The following is a 25,797-nucleotide window of genomic DNA, read 5'->3' as shown; positions in this document are numbered from 1 at the left end:
TTAAAAAGCGATTATACGATGTAAATATACAAAAAATATAAATTAATTATGGATTTTTTATATCAAGATTTATGGTATAGTTTATTGTTTGGGCTTGTTATAAAGTTATAGTTTTTATTTCTGAGAATAAAAATTGTAATTCGTGTTGGAAAAATGTAATATGGATTAGCTAAATATTTAAAATCCAAATCTAAGACCGACTTGGAAATTTATATTGAGGGGCTTTTCTTTACGAATTGTTGCTATTTCTGAACCATCATCAAAATAATATATAACTCCTGGTTCTATAAAAATGCCTATATAACGATTGATATTATATTGAGCTCCAACAGCTCCAGAAACAGACCATTGTAGATGATTGTTCTTGAGATTGCTATTTTGGGAAAATGATTCTTCGTTTTTTGTTTCATAATTAGTTGTTAATTTGGAAGATACACAACCTTCCATCATTCCTCCTGCAGATAGATAAACAGTGAAATATTTTTTTTGAATAAAATTCCAATTAATTTTTAAAGGAACACCTAAGTAATGAAGTTTTTGTTCTTGGGAATAGTAACTTTCATTACCAGCTTTTAATTCAGAGGATAATAATGTATACATAAGGCCGGTTTCAATAGAAAAATTAGAGCTGATATTTTTTCTTAATGACAGACCTACACTGATAGGTAAATGATGTTTTATTTTTGTTTGGGTAGTTTGATTAATATTCTTAAACATAATTTGATGGTAAGCGTTGGCCTCCTTTAGCTCTTCTGGATTTTTCTCATTGTTACTCATGGGGTTTGTAGCATTGGTAGGTATAGAATTATTAAAGCTGTTTAGATTATTAAATCCGTAATAGCTTTCGTTGGATGCCATGATATTATTTCCAGTTGTAATACTAATTGCCCATTTGTTTCTTTTACTTTTTTTTCTGATAAACAATGTTGGTTCTTCGGAGTTTTCTTTTCTTTTTTTTGTTCTTAGCATAGAATGTTCATCTTTAGAGTGAACTTTTTCTTTTATTATTATATTATTTTCTTTCTCTGAACCATTTACTCTTTGATTGATAGTTTCATCGTTAATAATTTGTTTGTCTGTTCCTTTTAAAGAGGAAAATACTTCTTTTTTTGTAGGAAGACTGCGATGCATAATATTTATCCCTTCATGGGATTTTAAATCGTCATTGCTATGATAGGTGTGATTTTCAGTTGGAAGGCTTTCTGATAAAATTCGAGGAATATTTTTATCAGGTTTATAATTTGTTAGTAGATATATTCCGACCGATGAAAGTAATAATAATATAATAATTGCCGCAATTGCGGTAAAAGAGAATATACGTATTTTAGTAGCTGGAGTAGAAGACAGTTCTTTATCCAGTTTTTCCCATACATCATTGGGTGGAGTTACAGTATAACTGTCCATCCGTTCCCGAAACTCTGATGTCCAATTATCCTTTTTCATATTCATATTTATTTAAGTATTCCTTAATCTTTTTTGATAGAAAGCTCTTTGCTCTGTATAATTGCGATGATGAACTTTTTTCGTTTATTCCTAATAATTTGGCTATTTCTTTATGAGATTTTTCTTCAAAAGTATATAGATTGAAAACAGTACGATATCCGATAGGAAGTTCCATTATAAATTTCATGATTACTTCTTGAGGAATTAGAGCAAGGGGTGGCCTTTCTTCTGGAATATCTTGGGATTCTGGTATTTCGTCCATAGGAATAAAATTTTTTGTTTTTTCATTCCTTCTAAGATATTCTAGAATTGTATTTACCATTACCCTGCATAGCCAAGCTTTTAAAGAACCTTCACCTCGATAAGAGAACTGGTCGAACGATGTATATATTTTTAGAAATCCGTCATGCAATAAATCTTTAGCAGTTTCATTATGGCCAATATAGCGTATACATAAAGCGAACAATATGCCAGCATATTGTTTATATAATTGGTTTTGAGCATATTTATTTTTTTTCTGACATTGTTCAGATAGTTCAGCTTCGCTCATTTGAAAATCACATTATTAATGATAAATGCAGAATATACAAAAATACTGCTCTAGAATAAGCAAATTATTTCATTTTTATCTCTTTAACATTTTGTCATGCAGTATTTGCAGGTTATGCCAGTTTATATAATCAAAAATGTATTTTTATAGATATAAAATATTAAAGTTTGATGTATATGAAAAAATTTCCACTATTATTGTTGATAAGCCTTTTAGTATCAACAACTTTATTTCAATCTTGTAATGACGATGATGATGATTATTATGTATATTATAATCGGTCATTAGCTGTAGGAAATGTCGTTTCTGAGGAGGGGAAACCTTCTTACTTATTGTTAGATAGTAAAAGAACTATGTTATTTTCTGAAAACTCAATACCTTCTCTTTATTTAGAAGACGGGCGTCGGGTGATTGTGAATTATACATTGTTGGATGAGGATTATCAAGGATATGATTTTAGGATACATGTGAATGATATTGATACGGTTTTAGTAAAAGGTATTATTCCTATAACTCCGGAGAAAGAGGATAGTATAGGTAATGATGCCGTTAATATTTTGGATATGTGGACAAGTGATGAATATGTAACTATTCAATTTGAAATGAAAGGTGCTGGACAGAAAAAGCATATGGTTAATTTGGTACGTGACTACAGCTTGGAAGAGAATCCCGATGATGGGTACATGCAACTTGAATTTCGTCATAATCAAGAGGATGACCCCGAATTTGGGTCTCAATGGTTGTGGGGCATAGCATCTTTTAGATTAGGAGATTTAGCTCCCGATAAAAGTGATTTGAAAGGATTGAAAATCAAAGTAAACACATATCGTGGAGAAGAGACATATACTTGCAAATATGATACGGATAATAGTGAGAAAAATAAAGCCGTAGACAAATTGCAACAAGCTGTTCAGAAAAAAAATTCCAGTTTATATATTAGATAAATCAAAACTCTATGAGTAGTAGTCCGGGATTGATGGGAATCAATCCCGTTTTTTTTGTTCCAGTATGGATATATTGTTATAGAATGCAAATTTTAGGTGATTTCTAGTAGTGATAACCTTTAGTTAAAAGTAAATATTTGTAGTGATAAAGAGACAGTTGTTAGTGTCTATAACTATCCGGATGTATATTGATGGAACTTGAGAATATTATATCCTATCTGAATCTTTTCATTAGTACAGAAACTGAAACAAAACTTGTTGGGAGAAGTCTACTTAGTCATATAGGTATTGAGAAAAAATCTACAGAATATATATCAAAGAGGATGGTGATTTAGGATACAGGTAGAGTTCAAATTTGAGACAAGTATGCAGATTTCATAAAGATAATTGGAAACTTACTTACAATCTTCAATAGTCTATTTTATTTATGATAACGAATATAAATCGGATTCAAAGTGAAAAATTAGTAAATAGTTTTTTCATATAAAAAATGGTTGTCTCACGACAACCAATCTTCTATTAACCTTAAATCTAATACCATGAAAAAACTTAGTACAAAGTTATAATGTCAAGGAATATAATCCAAATGCATATAGAAAAAAATAATTATATTAAGTATTATTAGGTAAGGTAGATGATTTTGTTAATAAATTTATTTATCTTGATTTGTATTTCTAAAGCATAAAAAATAAAAGATTACTCTCAAACTGAGAGTAATCTTTTATTTTTTATGCTTTAGAAATGTAAATTTATTATCCGTTTACTTTCTTCATATGAGCAATTAAGTCGAGAACTTTATTACTATAACCGATTTCGTTATCGTACCAAGAAACAACTTTAACGAAAGTATCAGTTAAAGCAATACCTGCTTTTGCATCGAAAATAGATGTGCGAGTATCTCCTAAGAAATCTGAAGAAACTACAGCGTCTTCGGTATAACCAAGAATGCCTTTCAATTCACCTTCAGAAGCTTCTTTCATTGCAGCACAAATTTCTTCATATTTAGCAGGTTTTGCTAAATTGACAGTCAAGTCTACTACAGAAACATCCAAAGTAGGAACACGCATAGACATACCAGTCAATTTGCCATTCAAAGAAGGAATAACTTTACCTACAGCTTTAGCTGCACCCGTAGAAGATGGAATAATGTTTCCAGAAGCTGCGCGACCGCCCCTCCAATCTTTCATAGAAGGTCCATCTACTGTTTTTTGAGTAGCTGTAGTAGAGTGGACTGTAGTCATTAAACCGTCAGTAATGCCAAATTTATCATTCAATACTTTAGCAATAGGAGCTAAGCAGTTAGTAGTACAAGATGCGTTAGAAACAAATTGTTGTCCAGTATAAGCATCGAGGTTAACACCACAAACAAACATTGGAGTATCGTCTTTTGACGGAGCTGACATTACTACATATTTTGCACCAGCATCGATGTGACCTTGGGCTTTTTCTTTTGTTAAGAAAAGTCCTGTAGATTCAACAACATATTCAGCGCCAATTTCGCTCCATTTTAGGTCAGCAGGATTTTTCTCTGCAGTTACGCGGATGGCTTTTCCATTTACAACCAACTGGCCGTCTTTGATATCAATTGTTCCATCGAATTGACCGTGCATAGTGTCATATTTCAACATGTAAGCCATGTATTCTACACTAATAAGGTCATTGATACCTACAACTTCGATGTCATTTCTTTTTTGTGCGGCACGGAAAACCAAACGTCCGATGCGACCAAAACCGTTAATACCTACTTTAATCATTGTAATAAAACTTTTAAGGGTTTATTATAAAAACGAATTGTTTCCAATTATGTATCTCTTACTTAATCTGCTTCTTATGACCTTTTAGCATCCGCAGGGGGTTGCACACGCCGAGAGAAATAAAAGTGCCAAAGTTGTAGAAACAATAAAAAGATACGTTGTCTTCATTTCATTTTCTTATTTGCGATGCAAAGGTACATATTTTATTTATAAACAAAGAAAATTCGTGCTAAAAATAAAGAAATTTTTCTTTATTAAAAGCTTGTTATTCTATTATTTGTCTTATAAGATATTACTTTGGAGTGTATATTTAAAAATAGGATATGAGGATATTATGAATATTGATTCATAATTGAAGGTAGAAAATAAGTAGTATTTTGAGTAGAAAAAATATAGATCATGAAAGCAACCATATATTCTCTGAAAAAGAATAAGATGTAGAATAGAATTATATTTATTACAAGAGACACAGGAGAAGATTTTAATCTTCTCCTGTGTTGTTCTTTAAAAGCTAGTATTGTTCCGATTCATTGGGAAAATCGCAAGTTTTTACATCTTTAATGTAATTTTTTACACTATCTGTAATGATGGTAGATAAATCGGCATATCGACGTAAAAATCGAGGAGAAAATCCTTTATTAATGCCTAACATATCGTGCATTACCAGCACTTGCCCGTCTACTTGACCCCCTGCACCTATACCTATTATAGGGATAGAAAGTTCTCTTGCTACTTCTCCGGCTAACTTGGCAGGAATTTTTTCAAGAACAATAGAAAAACATCCGATTTCTTCAAGTAAATGAGCATCTTCTACTAGTTTCTGGGCTTCTGCTTCTTCTTTTGCTCTGACAGTATAAGTCCCAAATTTGTTTATTGATTGAGGCGTTAATCCTAGGTGACCCATAACTGGGATTCCTGCACTTAAAATGCGGATTATCGATTCTTGAATTTCAGCTCCGCCTTCCATTTTTACACAATCAGCTCCTGTTTCTTTCATGATTCTGATTGCGGACGCAACTGCTTCTTTTGAATTTCCTTGATATGATCCGAAAGGCATATCTACAACTACTAAAGCCCGTTTAACTGCCCTCATAACAGATTTGCCATGATATATCATCTGGTCAAGAGTCATAGGTAGAGTCGTGATATTTCCAGCCATGACGTTAGAGGCTGAGTCACCGACAAGGATAACATCCATTCCTGCTTCATCGATGAGTTTTGCCATGGAATAATCGTATGCTGTGAGCATAGATATTTTTTCTCCTCTTTGTTTCATTTCAGCCAGACGATGTGTCGTGACTTTACGTAAATCTTCTGTGTAAGTTGACATATTATATATGTGTTTTTGGTTGGGACAAAGGTACTGTTAATTTTTAGTTTCATAGTATCTCGTAATAAATTATATTTTTGTACTAAATAAAAATAACGACCAAACAAAATCTTTGGTCGTTATATCGGTGTGAATCATAAAATTTATTTGTAAAAATATTCTATTGCACGCTGCCTAACTATATTTAAAGTCCCATTAATAAACATTGATTGTTTTGTCCAGTTTCCAGTCTCATCATATAGATATTCATAAGTTGTATTTTCAGTATCTTTATTATTTTTTGTTGTAGTTATTTTTATTAAATCTCCTTTATCATTATAAGTATAACGTTTTTGTGTAGTTTGTTTCCCTATAGTTTCAGTAGATGATACTACTTTTCCGTCAATATATTGCTGTATTGTTGTATTTTTAGGTGTCGTACTTTTATATTTTTTTGATGAAATTATCGAGTCATTGGCATTATATGTGTATTGTGTTATCGTACTGCCTTTTACTCCTGTAATGTAGTCGGTACGTTCAATTAAACGTCCTCCATTATCATATTTAAAAATTGCAATAGGAGATTCTTTTTTACGACTGTTAATGAATGTAATTTTATTTAATAATCCATTTTTGTAATCATACCGTTTTCGACCGTTGGATTCAATAATAGCAGATAAAGAAAAATCCGGATGGTAAAGAATTTGGGTTATTTTTACATCTTTGCCTGTGGTTATTTGTTCTAAAATTACTTCTCCAAGCTCGTTATATTGGGTAATTATATCAGTTGAGTTACTATTATTTTTACCACCTTCTTTTGAAGAGGTTTCAGTTGTAGATTTTACATATCCTTTTAATCCATTGCTTTTCCAATGCCATTCATTTTGGTTAATAGGCCTGATTAAAGTGTTAGCCTGAATAATATATTTTGATTGAGGAAACTTACTAATAAAAGAATCGTAAGCTTTCATTGTGAAATCAGTAGATAAGCTTTTGAACGAAAGTTCTTCTATTTTATTTTGTATTTCTTCTTTTTTAGGATGATTGGGATAACGTTGTATCAGCCCATTATATGCTTCGAGTGTATTTTGTTCAATAGTATTATTATAAGCCAGATTATAAATTCGATTTTGAGCTTCAGCAACTAATTTAGATTTAGGATATTGTTGAATGAAGGCACTATATGCTTCTATGGTGTCATCTAGTTTTTCAAAAATTATCTTATCAGCTAATGCTGTAATTTCTTCTACTTTTTCAGATTCAGGATAATGACTTAAAAAATAATTGTATCCTTCTAAAGTACCTTCAGAGATGGCGTTATTATATACCACTTCTTCTTGTAAAACTTTTGCTTCACTTAAATATGAACAACTATCGCATACTGAAATAGCTTTGTTATATCCTTCCTCTGTATTTAAAACTTTGGCATCTGCTAAAATATTGTTCTCAATTTGTGTTTGTATTTTTAGAAAAGATGTCTTATGCTTAGTCAAAAATTTATTAGCATCTTTATTATCTTTATGTTTAAGATATGTGTCTTTAAAGATAGAATATGCTTTATAAGGATCATATGCTTTGTATTCTTTGGTATTGAATAAAATGCAATCACATATATCTGCTAACATTAACTCTTTTGCACCATCGTTGGAATATACCCGATTTCTTTTTTCTACAGCTTTACTTATTTTTCCTTGTTGTAAAAGGTCTAAAATTTTATTTGCTTTTTGGGCTTCTATGATTTGAGGGAAAAACATCCCGCAAGAAAGTATAATCGAGAAGCTTAAAGCTTTTGTTGAAAATGTATAACGTTTCATTTTTTAGAGAGTATTATTTTAACGGAATATTTTTAATATTTACTCTTTTTGTATGTTGCAAAGATAGTAATATTTGTGGAATAAGTATCTCTTTTTTACTATATTCAAATTATTTCTGCTTTAAAGTAATTCAGATATTTATATTTGATGATTCTTAGATATTGTATGGAATAAGATGGGATTTTATTTTGAAGTAGAATGAGGATATTAAAATAATGAAAATTTGGGAATACATCGAAATAATTATACATTCGTAGATGTGTTATGATATTAATTAAAATATAAGAAATGGAAAGGAAAATAGAACTAAATGTACATAACAAACAAGAGTATCCTCCAATGCATACAGCTGAGCATATTTTGAACCAGACTATGGTTCGGTTATTTCATTGTGGACGTGCTGTTAGTGCTCATATAGAAAGAAAAAAATCTAAGTGTGATTATTTATTGAAACAAAAACCTACTGCAGAGCAAATACAAGAAATTGAAAATAAAGTAAATGATATAATATTACAAAATTTGCCTGTTTCAGTAGAGTATTTGACACAGGAGGAGGCAGAAAAAATGTTTGATTTGAGTCGATTGCCGAAAGATGCATCTCAGACTCTTCGGATTGTGAAGATTGGAGATTATGATGCATGTCCTTGTATTGGAGTTCATGTAAATAATACTTCTGAAATTGGAAGATTTAATATTGTTAGTAGTGATTTTTTTGATGGTAGATTACGTATTAGATTTAATCTACTCATATAATTTTTAGTATTGTAGAGAAAATTTTTTTTGTGGAGGTGGTAGAAGGTAATAAGTTGGTAATTAGATTTGTAGTATCTTTATTTGAAAAAAGTCGAAAAAAAGTTCAAAAAAGATTTGGATAGGAATAAAAAAGCGTGTACTTTTGCATCCGCTTTCCGATAGAAACGGAATAAATCCGGAAGGAAATGCAAGAGGTCATTGAAAGTATTACGATAGACAGAGAGAAATGTAGAAAGAGACGGGCCCCTTTGGGAAACCGGAGGGGGTAATAGTCCACGTCAAGAGAATAAGGAAATGATACGGGCATCAGAGCAGGGGATGATATCGGCTTTTACGGGAGTAAGAAAAAGAAAAAAATAGATATTACAACGAAGAGTTTGATCCTGGCTCAGGATGAACGCTAGCGACAGGCCTAACACATGCAAGTCGAGGGGCATCAGGTATCAGCTTGCTGATACGCTGGCGACCGGCGCACGGGTGAGTAACGCGTATGGAATCTGTCTGTAACAGGGGGATAACCCGGAGAAATTCGGACTAATACCCCATGCCGCCGGTTTTTTGCATGAAAGGCCGGCGAAAGGGTAACCGGTTACAGGTGATCATGCGTTCCATTAGCTGGTTGGCGGGGTAACGGCCCACCAAGGCGACGATGGATAGGGGTTCTGAGAGGAAGGTCCCCCACACTGGTACTGAGACACGGACCAGACTCCTACGGGAGGCAGCAGTGAGGAATATTGGTCAATGGGCGGAAGCCTGAACCAGCCAAGTCGCGTGAAGGAAGACTGCCCTACGGGTTGTAAACTTCTTTTGTATGGGAGTAAAAGAGTCCACGTGTGGGCTATTGCAAGTACCATACGAATAAGCATCGGCTAACTCCGTGCCAGCAGCCGCGGTAATACGGAGGATGCGAGCGTTATCCGGATTTATTGGGTTTAAAGGGTGCGTAGGCGGCCCTATAAGTCAGCGGTGAAATGTTCCGGCTCAACCGGGAAACTGCCGTTGAAACTGTAGGGCTAGAGTCCACAAGAGGTATGCGGAATGCGTGGTGTAGCGGTGAAATGCATAGATATCACGCAGAACCCCGATTGCGAAGGCAGCATACTGGGGTGAAACAGACGCTGAAGCACGAAAGCGTGGGTATCGAACAGGATTAGATACCCTGGTAGTCCACGCCGTAAACGATGAATACTAACTGTTTGCGATATACAGTAAGCGGTACAGCGAAAGCGTTAAGTATTCCACCTGGGGAGTACGCCGGCAACGGTGAAACTCAAAGGAATTGACGGGGGCCCGCACAAGCGGAGGAACATGTGGTTTAATTCGATGATACGCGAGGAACCTTACCCGGGCTCAAACGCAGGAGGAATGCGTATGAAAGTACGCAGCTAGCAATAGCCGCCTGCGAGGTGCTGCATGGTTGTCGTCAGCTCGTGCCGTGAGGTGTCGGCTTAAGTGCCATAACGAGCGCAACCCTTATCGATAGTTACTACCAGGTGAAGCTGAGGACTCAATCGAGACTGCCAGCGTAAGCTGCGAGGAAGGTGGGGATGACGTCAAATCAGCACGGCCCTTACGTCCGGGGCGACACACGTGTTACAATGGCAGGGACAGCGAGTAGCCAGGCAGCAATGCCGCGCCAATCTCGAAACCCTGTCCCAGTTCGGATCGGAGTCTGCAACTCGACTCCGTGAAGCTGGATTCGCTAGTAATCGCGCATCAGCCATGGCGCGGTGAATACGTTCCCGGGCCTTGTACACACCGCCCGTCAAGCCATGGGAGCCGGGAGTACCTGAAGTATGCAACCGCGAGGAGCGTCCTAGGGTAATACTGGTGACTGGGGCTAAGTCGTAACAAGGTAGCCGTACCGGAAGGTGCGGCTGGAACACCTCCTTTCTGGAGTAAAAGGGAAGATATCCTCCACAAAGAACGCTCAGGCGTCCTCTTTCCGATAAATGAGACGGAGACGACCCCGTTTTTTTCTACGGTCTATTGTAACAAGATAAAAGAGAAGAAGCAGCCCGGCAGAGGGATGAATTGACAGTCCTATAGCTCAGTAGGTTAGAGCGCTACACTGATAATGTAGAGGTCGGCAGTTCAAATCTGCCTGGGACTACCAAACTGGCAGAAGTTTGGGGGATTAGCTCAGCTGGCTAGAGCACCTGCTTTGCACGCAGGGGGTCAACGGTTCGAATCCGTTATTCTCCACGAAAGAAGATCTTTGACATACTGAAAAAAGAAAAGAACAAACAAAAAACCTAGCAAACCAAGAAAGAAAGCGAACCAGGTATACATCACACCGGAGGGCCGTCGGAGAATCGGCGGCAATAGCCGGGAAAAGAAAGTAAACAAGGGCGCATGGAGGATGCCTAGGCTCTCGAAGGCGAAGAAGGACGTGATAAGCTGCGAAAAGCTACGGTAAGGAGCAAATATCCGCTGACCCGTAGATCTCCGAATGGGGCAACCCGTCGTCGCAAGGCGACACACTGCAAGTCAGTGAGCAAACGTGGGGAACTGAAACATCTCATTACCCACAGGAAAAGAAAATAACAATGATTCCGCTAGTAGTGGCGAGCGAACGCGGAAGAGCCCAAACCGTTCCTGTTTCGGCAGGAGCGGGGTAGAAGGACCGCCGATAAAGGCAAGAGCGGAGGAAGTCGAACCAATTGGAAAGTTGGATCAAAGAAGGTGACAATCCCGTAGACGAATCCGAAGCGAAGCCGAGGCGGCACCTGAGTAGTGCGGGACACGAGAAATCCTGTATGAATCCGCGGGGACCATCCCGTAAGGCTAAATACTCCCGAGAGACCGATAGCGAACCAGTACTGTGAAGGAAAGGTGAAAAGAACCTCGAACAGAGGAGTGAAATAGACCCTGAAACCATGCGCCTACAAGCGGTCGGAGCTTCTATATGGAGTGACGGCGTGCCTTTTGCATAATGAACCTACGAGTTACTTTTGTTGGCCAGGCTAAGGGCTTCAGGCCCGGAGCCGAAGCGAAAGCGAGTCTGAACAGGGCGTCATAGTCAGCAGGAGTAGACGCGAAACCAAGTGATCTACCCATGAGCAGGTTGAAGGTTGGGTAACACCAACTGGAGGACCGCACCGGTAAACGTTGAAAAGTTTTCGGATGACTTGTGGGTAGGGGTGAAAGGCTAATCAAACTTGGAGATAGCTCGTACTCCCCGAAATGCATTTAGGTGCAGCCTTCGGGTTCGAGTTGAAGAGGTAGAGCGACTGATAAGATGCGAGGGCTTCACCGCCTATCAAGTCTTGATAAACTCCGAATGCTTCAACTCAAGACCGAGGAGTGAGGGCATGGGTGCTAAGGTCCATGTCCGAGAGGGAAACAACCCAGACCATCAGCTAAGGTCCCGAAATAATAGCTAAGTTGAATTAACGAAGTAGAATTGCAAAGACAGCTAGGATGTTGGCTTGGAAGCAGCCATTCATTTAAAGAGTGCGTAACAGCTCACTAGTCGAGGAATTCTGCGTGGATAATAATCGGGCATAAGCTATTTACCGAAGCTATGGAATATGCAAATATTGGTAGGGGAGCATTCCACGGGTCGCAGAAGGCCTGTTTTGAGACAGACTGGAGACAGTGGAAAAGCAAATGTAGGTATAAGTAACGATAAAGGAGGCGGGAAACCTCCTCGCCGCAAGACCAAGGGTTCCTGATCAACGCTAATCGGATCAGGGTAAGTCGGGCCCTAAGGCGTAGCCGAACGGCGCAGCCGATGGCAGAAACGGTTAATATTCCGTTACTGAATGTAGGAGTGACGCGGAGACGGAGCAGTGACACATCCGCCTGCAGACGGAATAGCAGGTTGAAGAGTGTAGATATTGTCCCGGTAGGCAAATCCGCCGGGATAGTCGAACTTGATAGTACCGGGCGTCCTCGGACAACCGGATAGCGATGGTAATCAGACTCCCAAGAAAATCCGCTAAACATATGCTACATTCACCCGTACCCCAAACGGACACACGTGGTTGGGTAGAATATACCAAGGCGCTCGAGAGATTCACGGTTAAGGAACTAGGCAAATTGACCCTGTAACTTCGGGAGAAAGGGTCCCGACTGAAAGAAGTCGGGCGCAGAGAATAGGTCCAGGCAACTGTTTAACAAAAACACAGGGCTGTGCGAAATTGGAAGATGAAGTATACAGCCTGACACCTGCCCGGTGCTGGAAGGTTAAGAGGAGACGTCATCGCAAGAGAAGCGTAGAATTGAAGCCCCAGTAAACGGCGGCCGTAACTATAACGGTCCTAAGGTAGCGAAATTCCTTGTCGGGTAAGTTCCGACCTGCACGAATGGTGCAATGATCTGGACACTGTCTCAACCGTGAGCTCGGTGAAATTGTAGTATCGGTGAAGATGCCGATTACCCGCAACGGGACGGAAAGACCCCGTGAACCTTTACTGCAACTTAGCATTGAATTTGGGTACTTGATGTGTAGGATAGTCCGGAGGCAGAGAATTGGGTACGCCAGTATCCGAGGAGCCGCTGTTGAAATACGGACCTTTGATTATTTGAATTCTAACTCTGTATTAGAGAGGACACTGCTTGGTGGGTAGTTTGACTGGGGTGGTCGCCTCCAAAAGCGTAACGGAGGCTTCTAAAGGTACCCTCAGGCCGATTGGTAACCGGCCGTAGAGTGTAATGGCACAAGGGTGCTTGACTGAGAGACCGACACGTCGATCAGGTAGGAAACTAGAGCATAGTGATCCGGTGGTTCCGCATGGAAGGGCCATCGCTCAAAGGATAAAAGGTACTCCGGGGATAACAGGCTGATCGCTCCCAAGAGCTCATATCGACGGAGCGGTTTGGCACCTCGATGTCGGCTCGTCACATCCTGGGGCTGGAGAAGGTCCCAAGGGTTGGGCTGTTCGCCCATTAAAGTGGCACGCGAGCTGGGTTCAGAACGTCGTGAGACAGTTCGGTCCCTATCTGTTGTGGGCGCAGGAAATTTGCGAGGCTCTGACACTAGTACGAGAGGACCGTGTTGGACCGGCCGCTGGTTTATCAGTTGTTCCGCCAGGAGCACTGCTGAGTAGCTAAGCCGGGATTGGATAAGTGCTGAAAGCATCTAAGTACGAAGCCAGCCTCAAGATAAGATTTCCCTAGAGGGTCGTTGCAGACGACGACGTAGATAGGTTGCAGGTGTAAAGGCAGTAATGCCAAAGCCGAGCAAAACTAATCACCCGAGACTTTCTGTAAGGTATGATTCCGGTAGTGCCGGATACGTGGTATCGTTCTGTCGTTTGTTGGTGTTTTTCTTTTTCTTTTCTTTTTTTGTATGGCAAAAAAGAAGGCATTCAGGTGGTTATAGTGTCAGGGTTCCACCTCTACCCATTCCGAACAGAGAAGTTAAACCTGACCGCGCCGATGGTACTGCGTCACAGTGGGAGAGTAGGTAGCTGCCGTATTATAGGAGAATAGGGAGGAGAGAAGACCGCAGGGTCCTGCTCTCCTCCCTATTTTTTTCCCCGTGGAGATGCATTTCCCCCCCTCCCCCGGGACCCGATTCCCGGACACGCCGCTACCCTTTTTTTCGGGCATTCAAAAGAAGGTGTATGTTATTTCTATCCTTTACTGTAGAAATAAATTTTTATGGGGAAGGTAATGAACAAAAGTTATATCTATGTGTTTTTACTATGATATTAATAGTATTTGTAGTATGGAGCGGATAAGTATAATATATGATTCAAAGAGTGGAATTTCTCAAGAATGCTCTAAAGTATTAGCTGAAAAGCTAAAGGTAGGTTCTGATCTGATATTTGATGTGACTAAGGTTTCATCAGATTTATTAAAAGAATCTAGTGTCGTTGTATTAATTTCAGCTGTTTGGTGTAAAAATATTGATGAGAGTAATTGCTCTTTGATGTTGGAGCGTTTTAATAATATTGACCTTAAAGGAAAAGCTATTGCATTAGCTGGTCATTTTGCTAATCTTGAGGATATTGATGCTTTTTGTAATGTAATGCGTAATATTGCAAATAGATTGAATGCTAAAGGTGCTGTATTTATTGGTAAATTGCCTTTTTATCACTTTTGTCAAGAAAATGAAATTTTTACTCCTGATGAAATTTATGCAGGAGTTGCCATTAGTGAAGCAAAAATTGGGACAGTGACATCTAAGAATGTAATGGAAGAAACTAAATCGTTAAATAATAATCCTCGAAATGAGGATATATGATTCTTGCTAAAGCCGATACTCTTTTTAATGCAAATTGACTTAAGTGTTATAAATTGGATAATAGAAGAAGTAGGTTAATGTGACTACTTCTTTTTTTTGTTGAAAAGTTTTGTATTTCAGATAAAAAACGTACCTTTGCGAGCCGATTATTATCAAAATTTGAGAAAATTTTAAGTAGCTATGCTCTGCTTCTGTGTCCGAAGTGGGTGTAGATGCATGTAATTTAAGTAATTAACAAATAAAAAAATTAAGCAAGTGGATACTTTAAGTTATAAGACCATTTCTGCAAACAAAGCAACTGTACAAAAAGAATGGGTTGTAGTTGATGCAACCGATCAGGTGTTGGGACGTTTGTCGGCTAAAGTTGCTAAGTTATTGAGAGGTAAGTATAAACCAAGTTATACTCCGCATGTGGATTGTGGTGATAATGTAATTATTATTAATGCGGAGAAAGTAGTTTTGACCGGAAAAAAGTGGACAGATCGTGTATATTTAAAATTTACGGGCTATCCTGGTGGTCAGAGAAAATTTTCTCCTGCTGATTTGCAGAAAAAAGGTGATGCCAAATTATTTAATCGCGTAGTTAAAGGTATGCTGCCTAAAAATAAACTCGGTGCTAAATTGCTGGGTAACCTTTATGTATATGCTGGGTCTGAACATCCGCATCAGGCACAACAACCTAAAACAATAGATATAAACTCTCTTAAATAAGCAGTATGGAAGTAGTTAATGCAATAGGAAGACGAAAAGCTGCGGTTGCCCGTGTATTTGTAAAAGAGGGAACTGGCGTTATTACCATCAATAAGAAAGATTTAACAGTATATTTCCCTTCAAGTATCCTTCAATTTATTGTAAAGCAACCATTGTCTACTTTGGGTGCTACCGAAAAATATGATATTAAAGTAAATCTTGACGGTGGAGGTTTCAAAGGTCAAGCGGAAGCTTTACGTTTGGCGATTGCTCGCGCATTGGTGAAAATTAATCCAGATGATAAGCCTGCTTTGAAAGCTGAAGGATTTATGACTCGTGACCCTCGTGCTGTAGAGCGTAAAAAACCGGGACGTCCCAAAGCAAGAAAAAGATTCCAGTTTAGCAAACGTTAATAGTATTTGTAGGTTTTTTGCGACAAGTATTAAGCGTTTAGTATCCAAATTGCAGAGATTCCTAATTCGTGAGGGGACTACCCTGCAATTGATTTAGTAGAAAGTAAACGAATTAAAAAGAAAGAAAATGTCAATTACAAATTTCGACCAATTATTAGAAGCTGGTGTTCATTTTGGACATTTGAAGAGAAAATGGAATCCGGCAATGGCTCCTTACATTTTTATGGAGCGCAATGGTATTCATATCATTGACCTTTATAAGACAGTTGCTAAAGTTGAAGATGCCGCAGCTGCATTAAAACAGATTGCTAAGTCTGGCAAAAAGGTACTTTTTGTTGCAACGAAGAAACAAGCAAAACAAGTAGTTGCAGAAAAAGCAGCTTCAGTAAATATGCCTTATGTTATTGAACGGTGGCCGGGTGGTATGCTTACAAACTTTCCGACTATTCGTAAGGCGGTTAAGAAAATGACGACTATCGATAAGATGACAAAAGATGGAACTTTTGATAATCTTTCGAAACGTGAGAAGTTGCAGGTTACTCGTCAACGTGCTAAATTAGAGAAGACATTAGGTAGTATTGCTGATTTGACGCGCCTTCCATCGGCTTTATTTGTTGTCGATGTTATGAAGGAACATATTGCAGTACGTGAAGCTAACCGTTTGGGTATTCCTGTATTTGCAATGGTAGATACAAATTCTGATCCTTCGAATATTGATTATGTAATTCCTGCCAATGATGATGCAACAAAATCTATTGAGGTGATTTTGAATGCTGTTTGCGGTGCTATGCAAGAAGGCTTAGAAGAAAGAAAAGCAGAAAAAATTGATACTGATGCTGCTGAAGGTGAAGCTCCCAAGAAAGAGAAGAAAACTCGTGTAGCAAAAAAGGAGAGAACTAAAAAAGAAGACGACGAGGCTTTGAATGCTAATGTCGCAGAGAAGTTTCTCAAAGATACGGAAGAATAAGAAAATCGGATAGGAGAGCAAAAGAGTAGGGCTTATTGTAGTTCTGCTCTTTCGCCGCTTATTTTAATAACAAAAAATTAGGAGATAAATTATGGCTGTAACGTTGGCAGATATAACTAAGCTTCGTAAAATGACAGGAGCTGGTATGATGGATTGTAAAAACGCATTGAATGAAGCTAATGGAGATTTTGACGGTGCGATGGAAATAATCCGTAAGAAAGGAAAAGCTATTGCTGCAAAGCGTGAGGATCGTGAAGCATCTGAAGGTTGTGTTTTGGCTGCAGTAAACGATGGTTTTGCTGCTATTGTAGCTTTAAAATGTGAAACTGATTTTGTTGCACAGAATAAAGACTTCATTGCCCTTACTCAGTCTATATTGGATGCTGCATTGGAGAGTAAACCTACGGATATTGAAGCGTTAAAATCTATGATTGTGAATGGACGTCCAGTGTCAGAATTAATTGTTGATCAGAGTGGTATTACTGGAGAAAAGATGGAACTTGGTTTTTATGAATTCGTTTCTGCTCCGTCGACAATATTTTATATACATCCGGGAAATAAATTGGCAACTATTGTGGGATTTAATATGCCAGTTGAATATCAAGTGGCTCGTGATGTTGCCATGCAAGTGGCAGCTATGAATCCTATAGCTGTTGGACGCGACGATGTTCCAGCAGAAGTTGTAGCAAAAGAATTAGAGATTGCAAAAGAGAAAGCTCGTGAAGAAGGCAAAAAAGAAGAAATGTTAGATAAAATTGCGCAAGGCCGTATCAATAAATTCTTCCAGGAAGCCACATTGCTTGAACAGGCATTTGTAAAAGAACCCAAAGAGAACATCCAGCAATATTTGAAATCTCAAAATAAAGATTTAACTGTAACAGCATTTAAGCGGATAACGTTGAATGCTGAATAAAAGATATTTTTCTATAAAATTAAAAACGGCTGTCTCATATAAGATGGCCGTTTTTAGTTTGTTTTATAAGTTTGTATTTTTACTATGCTGCAATAAAGATTTGTATATGCCGTTAATATTTAAGAATAGCAATAAAGTTATAGCATGCAAAATATTTATGATACTCGACAGAAAATAAAGACTATATTTTTACTTATTTCTGTTATATTGGTTGGAGGCTTTTTATATGTATCTAATAAGTTAGTTCATGACCTTTCAATTGAGGAACGAAATAAAATGGAAATTTGGGCTGATGCTACTCGTGCTGTTGCTAGTGAGGATGTGAATATGGATATGGGGCTGATTTTGAAAATTATTCAGAGCAATACTTCTATTCCTGTTATTATTGCAGATGAAAGTGATGTGATAAAGCAGACTTTAAATATCAAGGTTCCTCAAGATAATCCGGATAAATTCTTGGAAAAAAAATTGCAGGATTTTAAAAAAGGTTCAAATATAATTGAAATTTACCTTGATAAGAATACAAAACAATATCTTTATTATGATGATTCTATTTTACTGAAACGACTTTCTTATTATCCCCATGTACAATTAGGAGTAATGATATTATTTGTTTTGATAGCCTATTTAGCACTTATGAGTAGTAAGAAAGCCGAGCAAAATAAGGTTTGGGTAGGACTTTCGAAAGAGACTGCTCACCAATTAGGAACTCCTATTTCATCTCTCATGGCATGGATGGATTTGTTAGAGCTTAATGGTGTCGATAAGGGGCTTTTGGCGGATATGGGAAAAGATATAAAACGATTGTCCATCATTGCTGAGCGCTTTTCTAAAATAGGATCTAAACCTGAGATGGATTTTGTCTATGTTAATGAAGTATTAACGAATGCAACAGAGTATATGCGTCGTAGGGTTTCTAATAAGGTAAAAATAACGACACATGTGCCAGAAGAAGCTGTAGGGGCTATGATGTGTTTGCCATTGGTTGAATGGGTCATAGAAAATCTTTGTAAAAATGCGATTGATGCTATGGATGGGCAGGGAAGTATAGATATTTATTTAAAGATAGATGCTCAAAAGTGTTATATTGATGTAAAAGATACGGGAAAGGGAATATCTCGAAAACATTTTAAAACTGTTTTTAATCCAGGATATACAACTAAAAAGAGGGGATGGGGATTAGGTTTAACCTTAGTAAAAAGAATAGTAGAAGAGTATCATGATGGTAAAATATATGTAAAGGAGTCAGAAATAAATAAAGGTACTACATTTCGAATAGAGTTAAAAAGAGCTTGAATATATTTTGGAGTTATAGGATGATAGATAGATTATTGTTTATAATGAAAATAGACGTCTATAATATTTTTATGAGATAGGATGCATTTAGCTTTTTTAAAAAGTGTTTATTTTGTTGATTTTTGCAAAGATGGAATAAAAAGAGCTGAAAATTTTATTCGGAAAGATTATTTTTTATACCTTTGCAGGGTTTTAACGACTGTAACCGTTGGGAAAGTTTAATTTATATAAGATTCCGCTCAAAAGTCTTCCGGAAGGAAGTCAGATTTATGAGTATCAATTGGATGATCAGTTTTTTAGAAATATTGATAGTACTGAAGTCCAAAGAGGGAAGGTGAATGTTTTGTTGACTGTGAGAAAGTCTGCAGAAACGTTTGAGTTGGATTTTGAGATCGCTGGTGTTATACAAATTCCATGTGACCGATGCCTTGATTATATGGATTTTGAAGTTGCTACACATGAGCGGATATACGTGAAATTTGGAAAAGAATATAGTGAAGAAAGCGATGATATAGTGATTGTCCCTGAGACAGAGGGTGAGATTAATGTGGCTTGGTTCATATATGAGTTTATAGCATTAACTATTCCGCTAAAACATGTACATCCGGTAGGAAAATGTAATAAGGCGATGAGCTCACAGTTGAAAAAGCATCGGGCACATATAGTAGGAGAAAATGATGATGACACAGAAGAAGATGATGATGCCCTTTATGATGACGATGATTCTGGGATTTCAGAAGTAAAAACAGACCCGCGATGGGACGAGTTAAAAAAAATAATAGATAATAATTAAAGTAATAAAAAAATGGCACATCCTAAAAGAAAACAATCGAAGACAAGAACAGCCAAAAGAAGAACTCATGATAAGGCTGTAGCCCCAACTATGGCAGTATGCCCTAATTGTGGTGCATGGCATATTTACCATACTGTATGCGGTGAATGCGGTTATTACAGAGGTAAATTAGCAATTGAAAAAGAAGCTGCTATTTAATGGGGCCCAAAGGGCGAAGTTAAATACGCTATAGAATTCAAGCCCTAAAGACGCTTTTTAGGGCATTTTTTTTATAATACTAAGTTTTTATGCAAAATGCTGTAATTACGGGTGTCGCTTCTTACGTTCCCGATTATATTTTGACCAACGAGGAGCTGTCTCATATGGTAGATACCAATGATGAGTGGATAACTACTCGTGTAGGAATAAAAGAACGTAGAATATTGAAAGGAGAAGGGTTAGGCTCTTCCGAATTAGGTTATCGAGCGGTAAATGAGCTTCTTAAAAAAACGGGAATTTCTCCAGATGATGTGGAACTTATTATTTGTGCAACATCTAATCCTGACTATCGGTTTCCTTCGACTGCTTCGATCATAGCTGAGAAATCTGGTATTAAACATTGTTTTGGTTATGATGTACAAGCAGCTTGTGCCGGTTTTATTGTTGCTTTGCAAGCAGGTGCTGCATATATTAAGAGTGGTTTATATAAAAAAGTGATTGTATTGGCTGCAGAGAAGATGTCATCAATGACTAATTATACAGACCGAAATACTTGTCCTCTTTTTGGAGATGCAGCAGCGGCTGTAATGCTAGAACCTTCTGATAAAAATTTAGGGGTAATGGATGCTGTGATGCATACAGACGGTATAGGTCTTCCTCATTTGTTAATGAAAGCTGGAGGGTCAGCATATCCGGCAACTCATGAGAGTATTGACCGGATGGAACATTATGTTTACCAAGAAGGCCGCGCTGTGTATAAACATGCTGTCTCGGACATGCTTGAATCGACATTGAATGTTGCTGAACGGAATCATTTGACATTTGATTCTATTGATTGGTTTATACCTCACCAGGCCAATGCCCGTATTATAGAAGCTATTGCTGGCCGGATTAATATTGCTCCTGAAAAAGTTGTGATGAATATTGAGAAATTTGGGAATACTAGTGCGGCATCTATTCCTTTATGTTTATCTGAGTGGGAAGGGAAATTTAAGCAAGGTGATAATATAATTCTTACAGCCTTTGGTGCAGGGTTTACCTGGGGGGCACTTTATTTGAAATGGGCCTATAATAAAGTATAAGTTGATATCTCGTTTGAGTAAAATATATAGAATACGCCAAGTAACGTCGATACCTGAAATTGGGAATTTAACGCCACTTAGCGTATTTTATTTTTAATAGGAATGGGATAGAATACAAAAAAGAAATCTTTTTCGTATATTTGTTTAAGTCAGGAGTACAATGTTGTTTAAAAGGTAATAAATATGCATAAGGCTGGTTTTGTAAATATAGTTGGGAATCCGAATGTTGGAAAGTCAACATTAATGAATTCTTTAGTGGGGGAACGTATTTCGATAATTACTTCTAAAGCCCAAACGACCCGTCATCGTATTATGGGAATAGTTAATACAGATGATATGCAGATTGTTTATTCAGATACTCCAGGTGTTTTGACTCCTAACTATAAATTGCAAGAATCGATGTTGAATTTTTCACAATCGGCTCTTAAGGATGCCGATATATTGTTGTATGTAACAGATGTTGTGGAAACTCCGACTAAAAATAAAATTTTTCTCGATAAAGTTGCGGCGCAGACTATACCTGTATTACTTATAATTAATAAAGTAGATTTATTGAAAAGCCAACAAGATTTAGAAAAATTGGTTTCTGAATGGCATACTATATTATCTGATGCTGAAATTATACCAGTATCAGCTCAATATAAGTTTAATTTGGATTATTTATTAAAAAGAATAGAAGCTTTATTGCCTCCTTCTCCTCCATTTTTTGAAAAGGATGCGCTGACCGACAAGCCTGCTCGCTTTTTTGTTACGGAAATAATTAGAGAGAAAATTTTGCTGATTTATGATAAAGAGATTCCTTATGCGTGTGAAGTTGGTGTTGAGCAATTTAAAGAAGATGAAAGGCATATACATATAATGGCTGTTATTTATGTTGAACGTGATTCTCAGAAAGGAATTGTAATTGGTAAAGGTGGAAAAGCTCTGAAAAAAGTAGGTATATTAGCACGGAAAGATATAGAGGCTTTTTTTCAGAAAAAAGTATTTTTGGAATTATATGTGAAGGTTGAAAAAGATTGGAGAAATAAAGATAATAAACTGAAGAGTTTCGGTTATCAACCGGAGTAGTAGAATTGAAGTTGAATAACAGAAGCCCGGAACATCTGGCTGGGATAGCCGGGATTAAAAATGTAAGTAAAAATTATGGGAAATATTGTTGCAATTGTAGGTCGACCAAATGTTGGGAAATCGACGTTGTTTAATCGATTAACTAAGTCTCGTCAGGCTATTGTAAATGAGGTTGCAGGAACAACACGAGATCGCCAGTATGGTAAGGTTGAATGGTGTGGTCACGAATTTTCAGTAATTGATACTGGAGGATGGGTCGTAAATTCTGAAGATATTTTTGAGGAAGAAATAAATAAACAAGTTGCATTGGCTATTGAAGAGGCTGATGTTATCTTATTTGTTGTTGATGTTATGAATGGGGTTACCAATTTGGATGATCATGTTGCAGATATACTTCGTAAGTGTAAGAAACCAGTATTCTTGATTGCTAATAAAAGTGATTCAAATGAGTGGCAATATACTGCAGCAGAGTTTTATTCCTTAGGATTAGGAGACCCTTATTGCATATCGGCTATAAATGGTGCTGGAACTGGAGATTTGTTAGATGAAGTTGTTGCGAAATTTCCGAATGTAGAAAATGAAGAACTAGAAGAAGAATTACCCAAGGTCGCAGTTGTAGGCCGTCCTAATGCGGGAAAATCGTCAATAATAAATGCTTTTATTGGTGAAGATAGAAATATTGTAACAGATGTTGCTGGTACTACCCGAGACTCAATATATACACGATATAATAAATTTGGTTTTGATTTTTATCTGGTAGATACAGCCGGAATAAGAAAAAAAGGAAAGGTTACTGAGGATCTGGAATACTATTCTGTTATTCGTTCGATTCGAGCTATTGAAAATTCAGACGTATGTGTATTGATGATAGATGCTACTCGTGGAATTGAGAGTCAAGACTTGAATATTTTTTCTTTGATTCAAAAAAATAAAAAAGGATTAGTCGTTTGTGTCAATAAATGGGATTTGGTAGAAAATAAGTCGAACAAGGCAATAAAAGAATTTGAAAGTGCTATTCGGGAGCGATTTGCTCCTTTTGTGGATTTTCCGATTATTTATACTTCGGCTTTAACAAAACAACGAATATTTAAAGTTCTGGAGTCTGTCTCAGAGGTATATAAAAACCGAAAGAACCATGTTCCCACAGCAAAATTGAATGAAGAGATGTTATCTGTTATAGAGAACTATCCACCACCAGCACACAAAGGTAAGTATGTAAAAATTAAATATATAACACAAATTAAAGGTTCATTTGTACCAACATTTATTTTCTTTTGTAATTTGCCACAATGGGTAAAAGAGCCATATAAAAGATTTTTAGAAAATCAGATTCGTTCAAAATGGAATTTTACAGGTACACCTATAAATATATTTATGAGGGAAAAATGAAAAAAGTTATAAAAAACGGAACTGTTAAGATTTACAGTTCCGTTTTTTATAGAATGAATGTTCTCAACTAAAAAAAGATAGAGCAGCTCCATCCCGGGACCACTCTATCAAATCCTTTTGTTCTCTTCGCTAATTATTATTCAGCAACAGCAGCAGAATCAACAGCTACACTGTCAACTGTAGCTACAGAATCAGTAACAACAGTTTCTTCAATTACTGTAGTATCAACAGTAGTTGAATCAACGGCAGCAGCATCGCTGGCTGTTTTAGATGTGCAAGCTGCAAAAGACATTGCAAATGCAACAGCGAAGAACAAGACTAACTTTTTCATTTTCTTTAAATTAAATATAAAACAATAAATTATTGCTTCAAAAACGGTTCAAAGGTATATATTATTTTTTAATGTTATGCTCTTTAGCAGTTTTTTTTTCAAAAAAAACTCAATTTTTTTTTGTAAGAGTATTAAATCTGAGAAAAATTGGTATAGAGGTACCTTTTTATACTCTTTTTAGGAGTTTTCTCAAATTCAGTGGGATAGAGTTGGATTTTGGAGATATTTTCGAAAGGGGCCAGTTCATTATTTACATTTTTTCTGATTTCTTCCATCGCAATTAAAATATCTTTGCTTGATATTCCATTTTCATCGACAGCCTCATAATCTGGGTAAACGAGGGCTATGAGTTTTCCGTCTTTTTCGATAACTAGACTTTCTAGAATAAAAGGCATATTATTTAGTTTAGCTTCTATTGCTTCAGGGTATATATTTTGTCCGTTTGGCCCTAATATCATTGTTTTATAACGTCCTTTAATAAAGATTGTATTATCTTTATTTATGGTACCCATATCTCCGGTGTGTAACCATCCATCGTTATCGAGAACCGCATCTGTCGCTTCTTGATTTTTATAATACCCTTTCATTACATTTTCCCCTTTTACGCAAATTTCTCCAGGAATATTGTAGGGATCTTCAGAGTCAATTCGAACCTGCATATAGCCGTCGAGAATGCGCCCCGCAGATGTAGGTATAAATTCAGTATAATGAGTATAACTGATTAGTGGACCACATTCTGTCATTCCATATCCGACTGTAAAAGGAAATTTTATTTTGTATAAAAAAGCTTCTACTTCTTTGTTTAAAGGAGCTCCTCCTATTATGACTTGTTCAAATCGTCCTCCAAAAGCGTCCACTAATTTTTTTCTGATTTGAGCATAGATTTGACTGTCGAGAAGTGGTATGTTAACTGCCCATTTTAATGCACGTTTATTGAGCATTGGTAGTATTTGTTTCCGATAGATTTTTTCTAAGATTAATGGCACACAAATTATGAGATTTGGTTTTACTTCTTCAAGGGCTTTTAGTAAAATCTTAGGAGAAGGAATTTTGCCTAACATTGTTATATGGGTTCCTACAGCGAGGGGAACAAGTATATCAAAAGCACAACCATAAGCATGAGCCAAGGGTAAAAAGGATAGACACTTGCTCCCAGGATAATGGAGTTTAGAATGGATACCGAACATAGTATTTCCTGCCAGATTATTACCTGTGAGCATAACACCTTTACTAAATCCTGTAGTACCAGAAGTATAATTGATCAGTACTACTTTATCATTACTTAGTTCTGCATATTTTATATTTTCACGGTTAAACCCATTAGGGTATTTATTCTTGAAATTAATGTTCATTTCACTTAAGCATTTCGATATGCATTCCCCATCTCGTTGGTCTAGGCAGGAGTAGTCACGTAAAGATATGGTTGCTCTTAAATTATTCAATTTATCAACTTCAAGATTTTCCCAAATCAAATCTCCGACAAACAAAAGGACTGAGTCTGAATGACTGACGATATGATGTATGTCATTTGCATTGAAATCTTGCAAGATAGGGACGACTATTGCTCCATACGTTATCGCAGACATGAAAGCAATACACCACCTGGGAGTATTTCTTCCGACAATAGCTATTTTGTCTCCACGCCGAATTTGGCAATGTTTGTATAGGATATGAAGTTTAGCAATTTCTTCCGCAATTTGTTGATAGGTAAATGATTCTTTAGTATTATAATCTGTCAAAGCCGGTCTTTCCCAGTTTTCTTTGAATCCTTTTTCGTAAATTTTTATAAAGTTTTCAGTAACCATATCTTTATTAATTGGCTTATTTGTACAAATATAATCATTTTGAATATATAATGGTTTATATAAAGCTAAAGGAATGTTACCTTGTAGTA

20 protein-coding genes, 2 tRNA genes and 3 rRNA genes are annotated in these 25,797 nt (G+C 36.9%); 18 read left to right on the top strand and 7 right to left on the bottom strand.

From position 1 onward, the window contains the following. Positions 1–177: 177 nt before the first annotated feature. Together Cop2CBH44_RS09750 and Cop2CBH44_RS09745 are read right to left on the bottom strand one after the other, a co-directional pair. On the bottom strand, positions 178–1,443 hold the full coding sequence (locus Cop2CBH44_RS09750; RefSeq protein WP_021929499.1) for a porin family protein: 1,266 nt from the start codon (positions 1,441–1,443) through the stop codon (positions 178–180). Continuing rightward, complete coding sequence (locus Cop2CBH44_RS09745) at positions 1,430–1,993, bottom strand: RNA polymerase sigma factor (RefSeq protein WP_021929500.1); 564 nt, start codon at positions 1,991–1,993, stop codon at positions 1,430–1,432. The genes Cop2CBH44_RS09750 and Cop2CBH44_RS09745 overlap by 14 nt, the downstream gene beginning before the upstream one ends. 176 nt (positions 1,994–2,169) lie before the next feature. On the opposite strand from Cop2CBH44_RS09745, the gene Cop2CBH44_RS09740 reads away from it, so the two are divergent. Next, complete coding sequence (locus tag Cop2CBH44_RS09740) at positions 2,170–2,937, top strand: NigD1/NigD2 family lipoprotein (protein ID WP_021929501.1); 768 nt, start codon at positions 2,170–2,172, stop codon at positions 2,935–2,937. A 752-nt stretch (positions 2,938–3,689) separates the two neighbouring features. Here Cop2CBH44_RS09740 and gap read toward each other — a convergent pair. From gap to Cop2CBH44_RS09725, 3 genes are all read right to left on the bottom strand, one after another. Beyond that, on the bottom strand, positions 3,690–4,691 hold the full coding sequence (gene gap / locus Cop2CBH44_RS09735; protein WP_021929502.1) for a type I glyceraldehyde-3-phosphate dehydrogenase: 1,002 nt from the start codon (positions 4,689–4,691) through the stop codon (positions 3,690–3,692). 511 nt (positions 4,692–5,202) lie between these two features. Next, on the bottom strand, positions 5,203–6,021 hold the full coding sequence (panB, locus tag Cop2CBH44_RS09730) for a 3-methyl-2-oxobutanoate hydroxymethyltransferase (RefSeq protein WP_021929503.1): 819 nt from the start codon (positions 6,019–6,021) through the stop codon (positions 5,203–5,205). A gap of 143 nt (positions 6,022–6,164) precedes the next feature. Then, a complete protein-coding gene (locus Cop2CBH44_RS09725; RefSeq protein ID WP_200754717.1) occupies positions 6,165–7,814 on the bottom strand; it encodes a tetratricopeptide repeat protein in 1,650 nt (549 codons plus the stop codon). A 288-nt stretch (positions 7,815–8,102) separates the two neighbouring features. Between Cop2CBH44_RS09725 and Cop2CBH44_RS09720 the strand changes: the two genes are divergently transcribed. From Cop2CBH44_RS09720 to der, 17 genes are all read left to right on the top strand, one after another. Beyond that, positions 8,103–8,567, top strand: a complete 465-nt coding sequence (locus tag Cop2CBH44_RS09720; protein WP_200754716.1) for an alanyl-tRNA editing protein — start codon at positions 8,103–8,105, stop codon at positions 8,565–8,567. 365 nt (positions 8,568–8,932) lie between these two features. Then, positions 8,933–10,460, top strand: a 16S ribosomal RNA gene (locus Cop2CBH44_RS09715). 146 nt (positions 10,461–10,606) lie between these two features. Next, positions 10,607–10,683 (top strand) — tRNA-Ile (locus tag Cop2CBH44_RS09710). 15 nt (positions 10,684–10,698) lie between these two features. Further along, positions 10,699–10,772 (top strand) — tRNA-Ala (locus Cop2CBH44_RS09705). Between the two features lie 130 nt (positions 10,773–10,902). After that, positions 10,903–13,783, top strand: a 23S ribosomal RNA gene (locus Cop2CBH44_RS09700). Positions 13,784–13,882: 99 nt separating this feature from the next. Beyond that, positions 13,883–13,993: ribosomal RNA gene (gene rrf, locus Cop2CBH44_RS09695) — 5S ribosomal RNA — on the top strand. Together the 16S, 23S and 5S rRNA genes with 2 tRNA genes alongside form the textbook arrangement of a ribosomal RNA operon. Positions 13,994–14,244: 251 nt before the next feature. Next, a complete protein-coding gene (locus Cop2CBH44_RS09690; protein WP_200754715.1) occupies positions 14,245–14,763 on the top strand; it encodes an NADPH-dependent FMN reductase family protein in 519 nt (172 codons plus the stop codon). A 255-nt stretch (positions 14,764–15,018) separates the two neighbouring features. Next, entirely contained in the window at positions 15,019–15,474 is a 456-nt protein-coding gene (rplM, locus tag Cop2CBH44_RS09685; RefSeq protein WP_021929979.1) for a 50S ribosomal protein L13, read from the top strand. A gap of 5 nt (positions 15,475–15,479) precedes the next feature. Continuing rightward, positions 15,480–15,866 carry a 30S ribosomal protein S9 gene (gene rpsI, locus Cop2CBH44_RS09680; protein ID WP_200754714.1) on the top strand — a complete coding sequence of 129 codons (387 nt, stop codon included), beginning with the start codon at positions 15,480–15,482 and terminating at the stop codon, positions 15,864–15,866. A gap of 127 nt (positions 15,867–15,993) precedes the next feature. Continuing rightward, a complete protein-coding gene (gene rpsB / locus Cop2CBH44_RS09675; RefSeq protein WP_200754713.1) occupies positions 15,994–16,833 on the top strand; it encodes a 30S ribosomal protein S2 in 840 nt (279 codons plus the stop codon). A 91-nt stretch (positions 16,834–16,924) separates the two neighbouring features. Beyond that, on the top strand, positions 16,925–17,746 hold the full coding sequence (tsf, locus tag Cop2CBH44_RS09670; RefSeq protein ID WP_021929982.1) for a translation elongation factor Ts: 822 nt from the start codon (positions 16,925–16,927) through the stop codon (positions 17,744–17,746). 144 nt (positions 17,747–17,890) lie between these two features. Then, a complete protein-coding gene (locus tag Cop2CBH44_RS09665) occupies positions 17,891–19,042 on the top strand; it encodes a sensor histidine kinase (RefSeq protein ID WP_021929984.1) in 1,152 nt (383 codons plus the stop codon). Between the two features lie 208 nt (positions 19,043–19,250). Further along, positions 19,251–19,835, top strand: a complete 585-nt coding sequence (locus Cop2CBH44_RS09660; RefSeq protein WP_200754712.1) for a YceD family protein — start codon at positions 19,251–19,253, stop codon at positions 19,833–19,835. A 12-nt stretch (positions 19,836–19,847) separates the two neighbouring features. After that, positions 19,848–20,033 (top strand): 50S ribosomal protein L32, encoded by a 186-nt coding sequence (rpmF, locus tag Cop2CBH44_RS09655; protein WP_021929986.1) that lies wholly within the window; start codon positions 19,848–19,850, stop codon positions 20,031–20,033. A gap of 89 nt (positions 20,034–20,122) precedes the next feature. Continuing rightward, positions 20,123–21,115 carry a beta-ketoacyl-ACP synthase III gene (locus tag Cop2CBH44_RS09650; protein WP_200754711.1) on the top strand — a complete coding sequence of 331 codons (993 nt, stop codon included), beginning with the start codon at positions 20,123–20,125 and terminating at the stop codon, positions 21,113–21,115. A gap of 183 nt (positions 21,116–21,298) precedes the next feature. Next, positions 21,299–22,183, top strand: a complete 885-nt coding sequence (era, locus tag Cop2CBH44_RS09645) for a GTPase Era (protein ID WP_200754710.1) — start codon at positions 21,299–21,301, stop codon at positions 22,181–22,183. A 75-nt stretch (positions 22,184–22,258) separates the two neighbouring features. Continuing rightward, entirely contained in the window at positions 22,259–23,572 is a 1,314-nt protein-coding gene (der, locus tag Cop2CBH44_RS09640; RefSeq protein WP_200754709.1) for a ribosome biogenesis GTPase Der, read from the top strand. A 136-nt stretch (positions 23,573–23,708) separates the two neighbouring features. On the opposite strand, the gene Cop2CBH44_RS09635 is transcribed toward der, so the two are convergent. After that, the gene (locus Cop2CBH44_RS09635) at positions 23,709–23,903 is read right to left on the bottom strand and encodes a PG1828 family lipoprotein (protein ID WP_021929990.1); all 195 of its coding nucleotides are present in this window, start codon (positions 23,901–23,903) and stop codon (positions 23,709–23,711) included. Between the two features lie 131 nt (positions 23,904–24,034). Continuing rightward, complete coding sequence (locus Cop2CBH44_RS09630) at positions 24,035–25,708, bottom strand: AMP-binding protein (protein WP_021929991.1); 1,674 nt, start codon at positions 25,706–25,708, stop codon at positions 24,035–24,037. Positions 25,709–25,797: the final 89 nt, after the last annotated feature.

Source organism: Coprobacter secundus subsp. similis (assembly GCF_015097275.1).
Lineage (GTDB): Bacteria > Bacteroidota > Bacteroidia > Bacteroidales > Coprobacteraceae > Coprobacter > Coprobacter secundus.
This window is presented reverse-complemented; position numbering and strand designations above follow the sequence as displayed.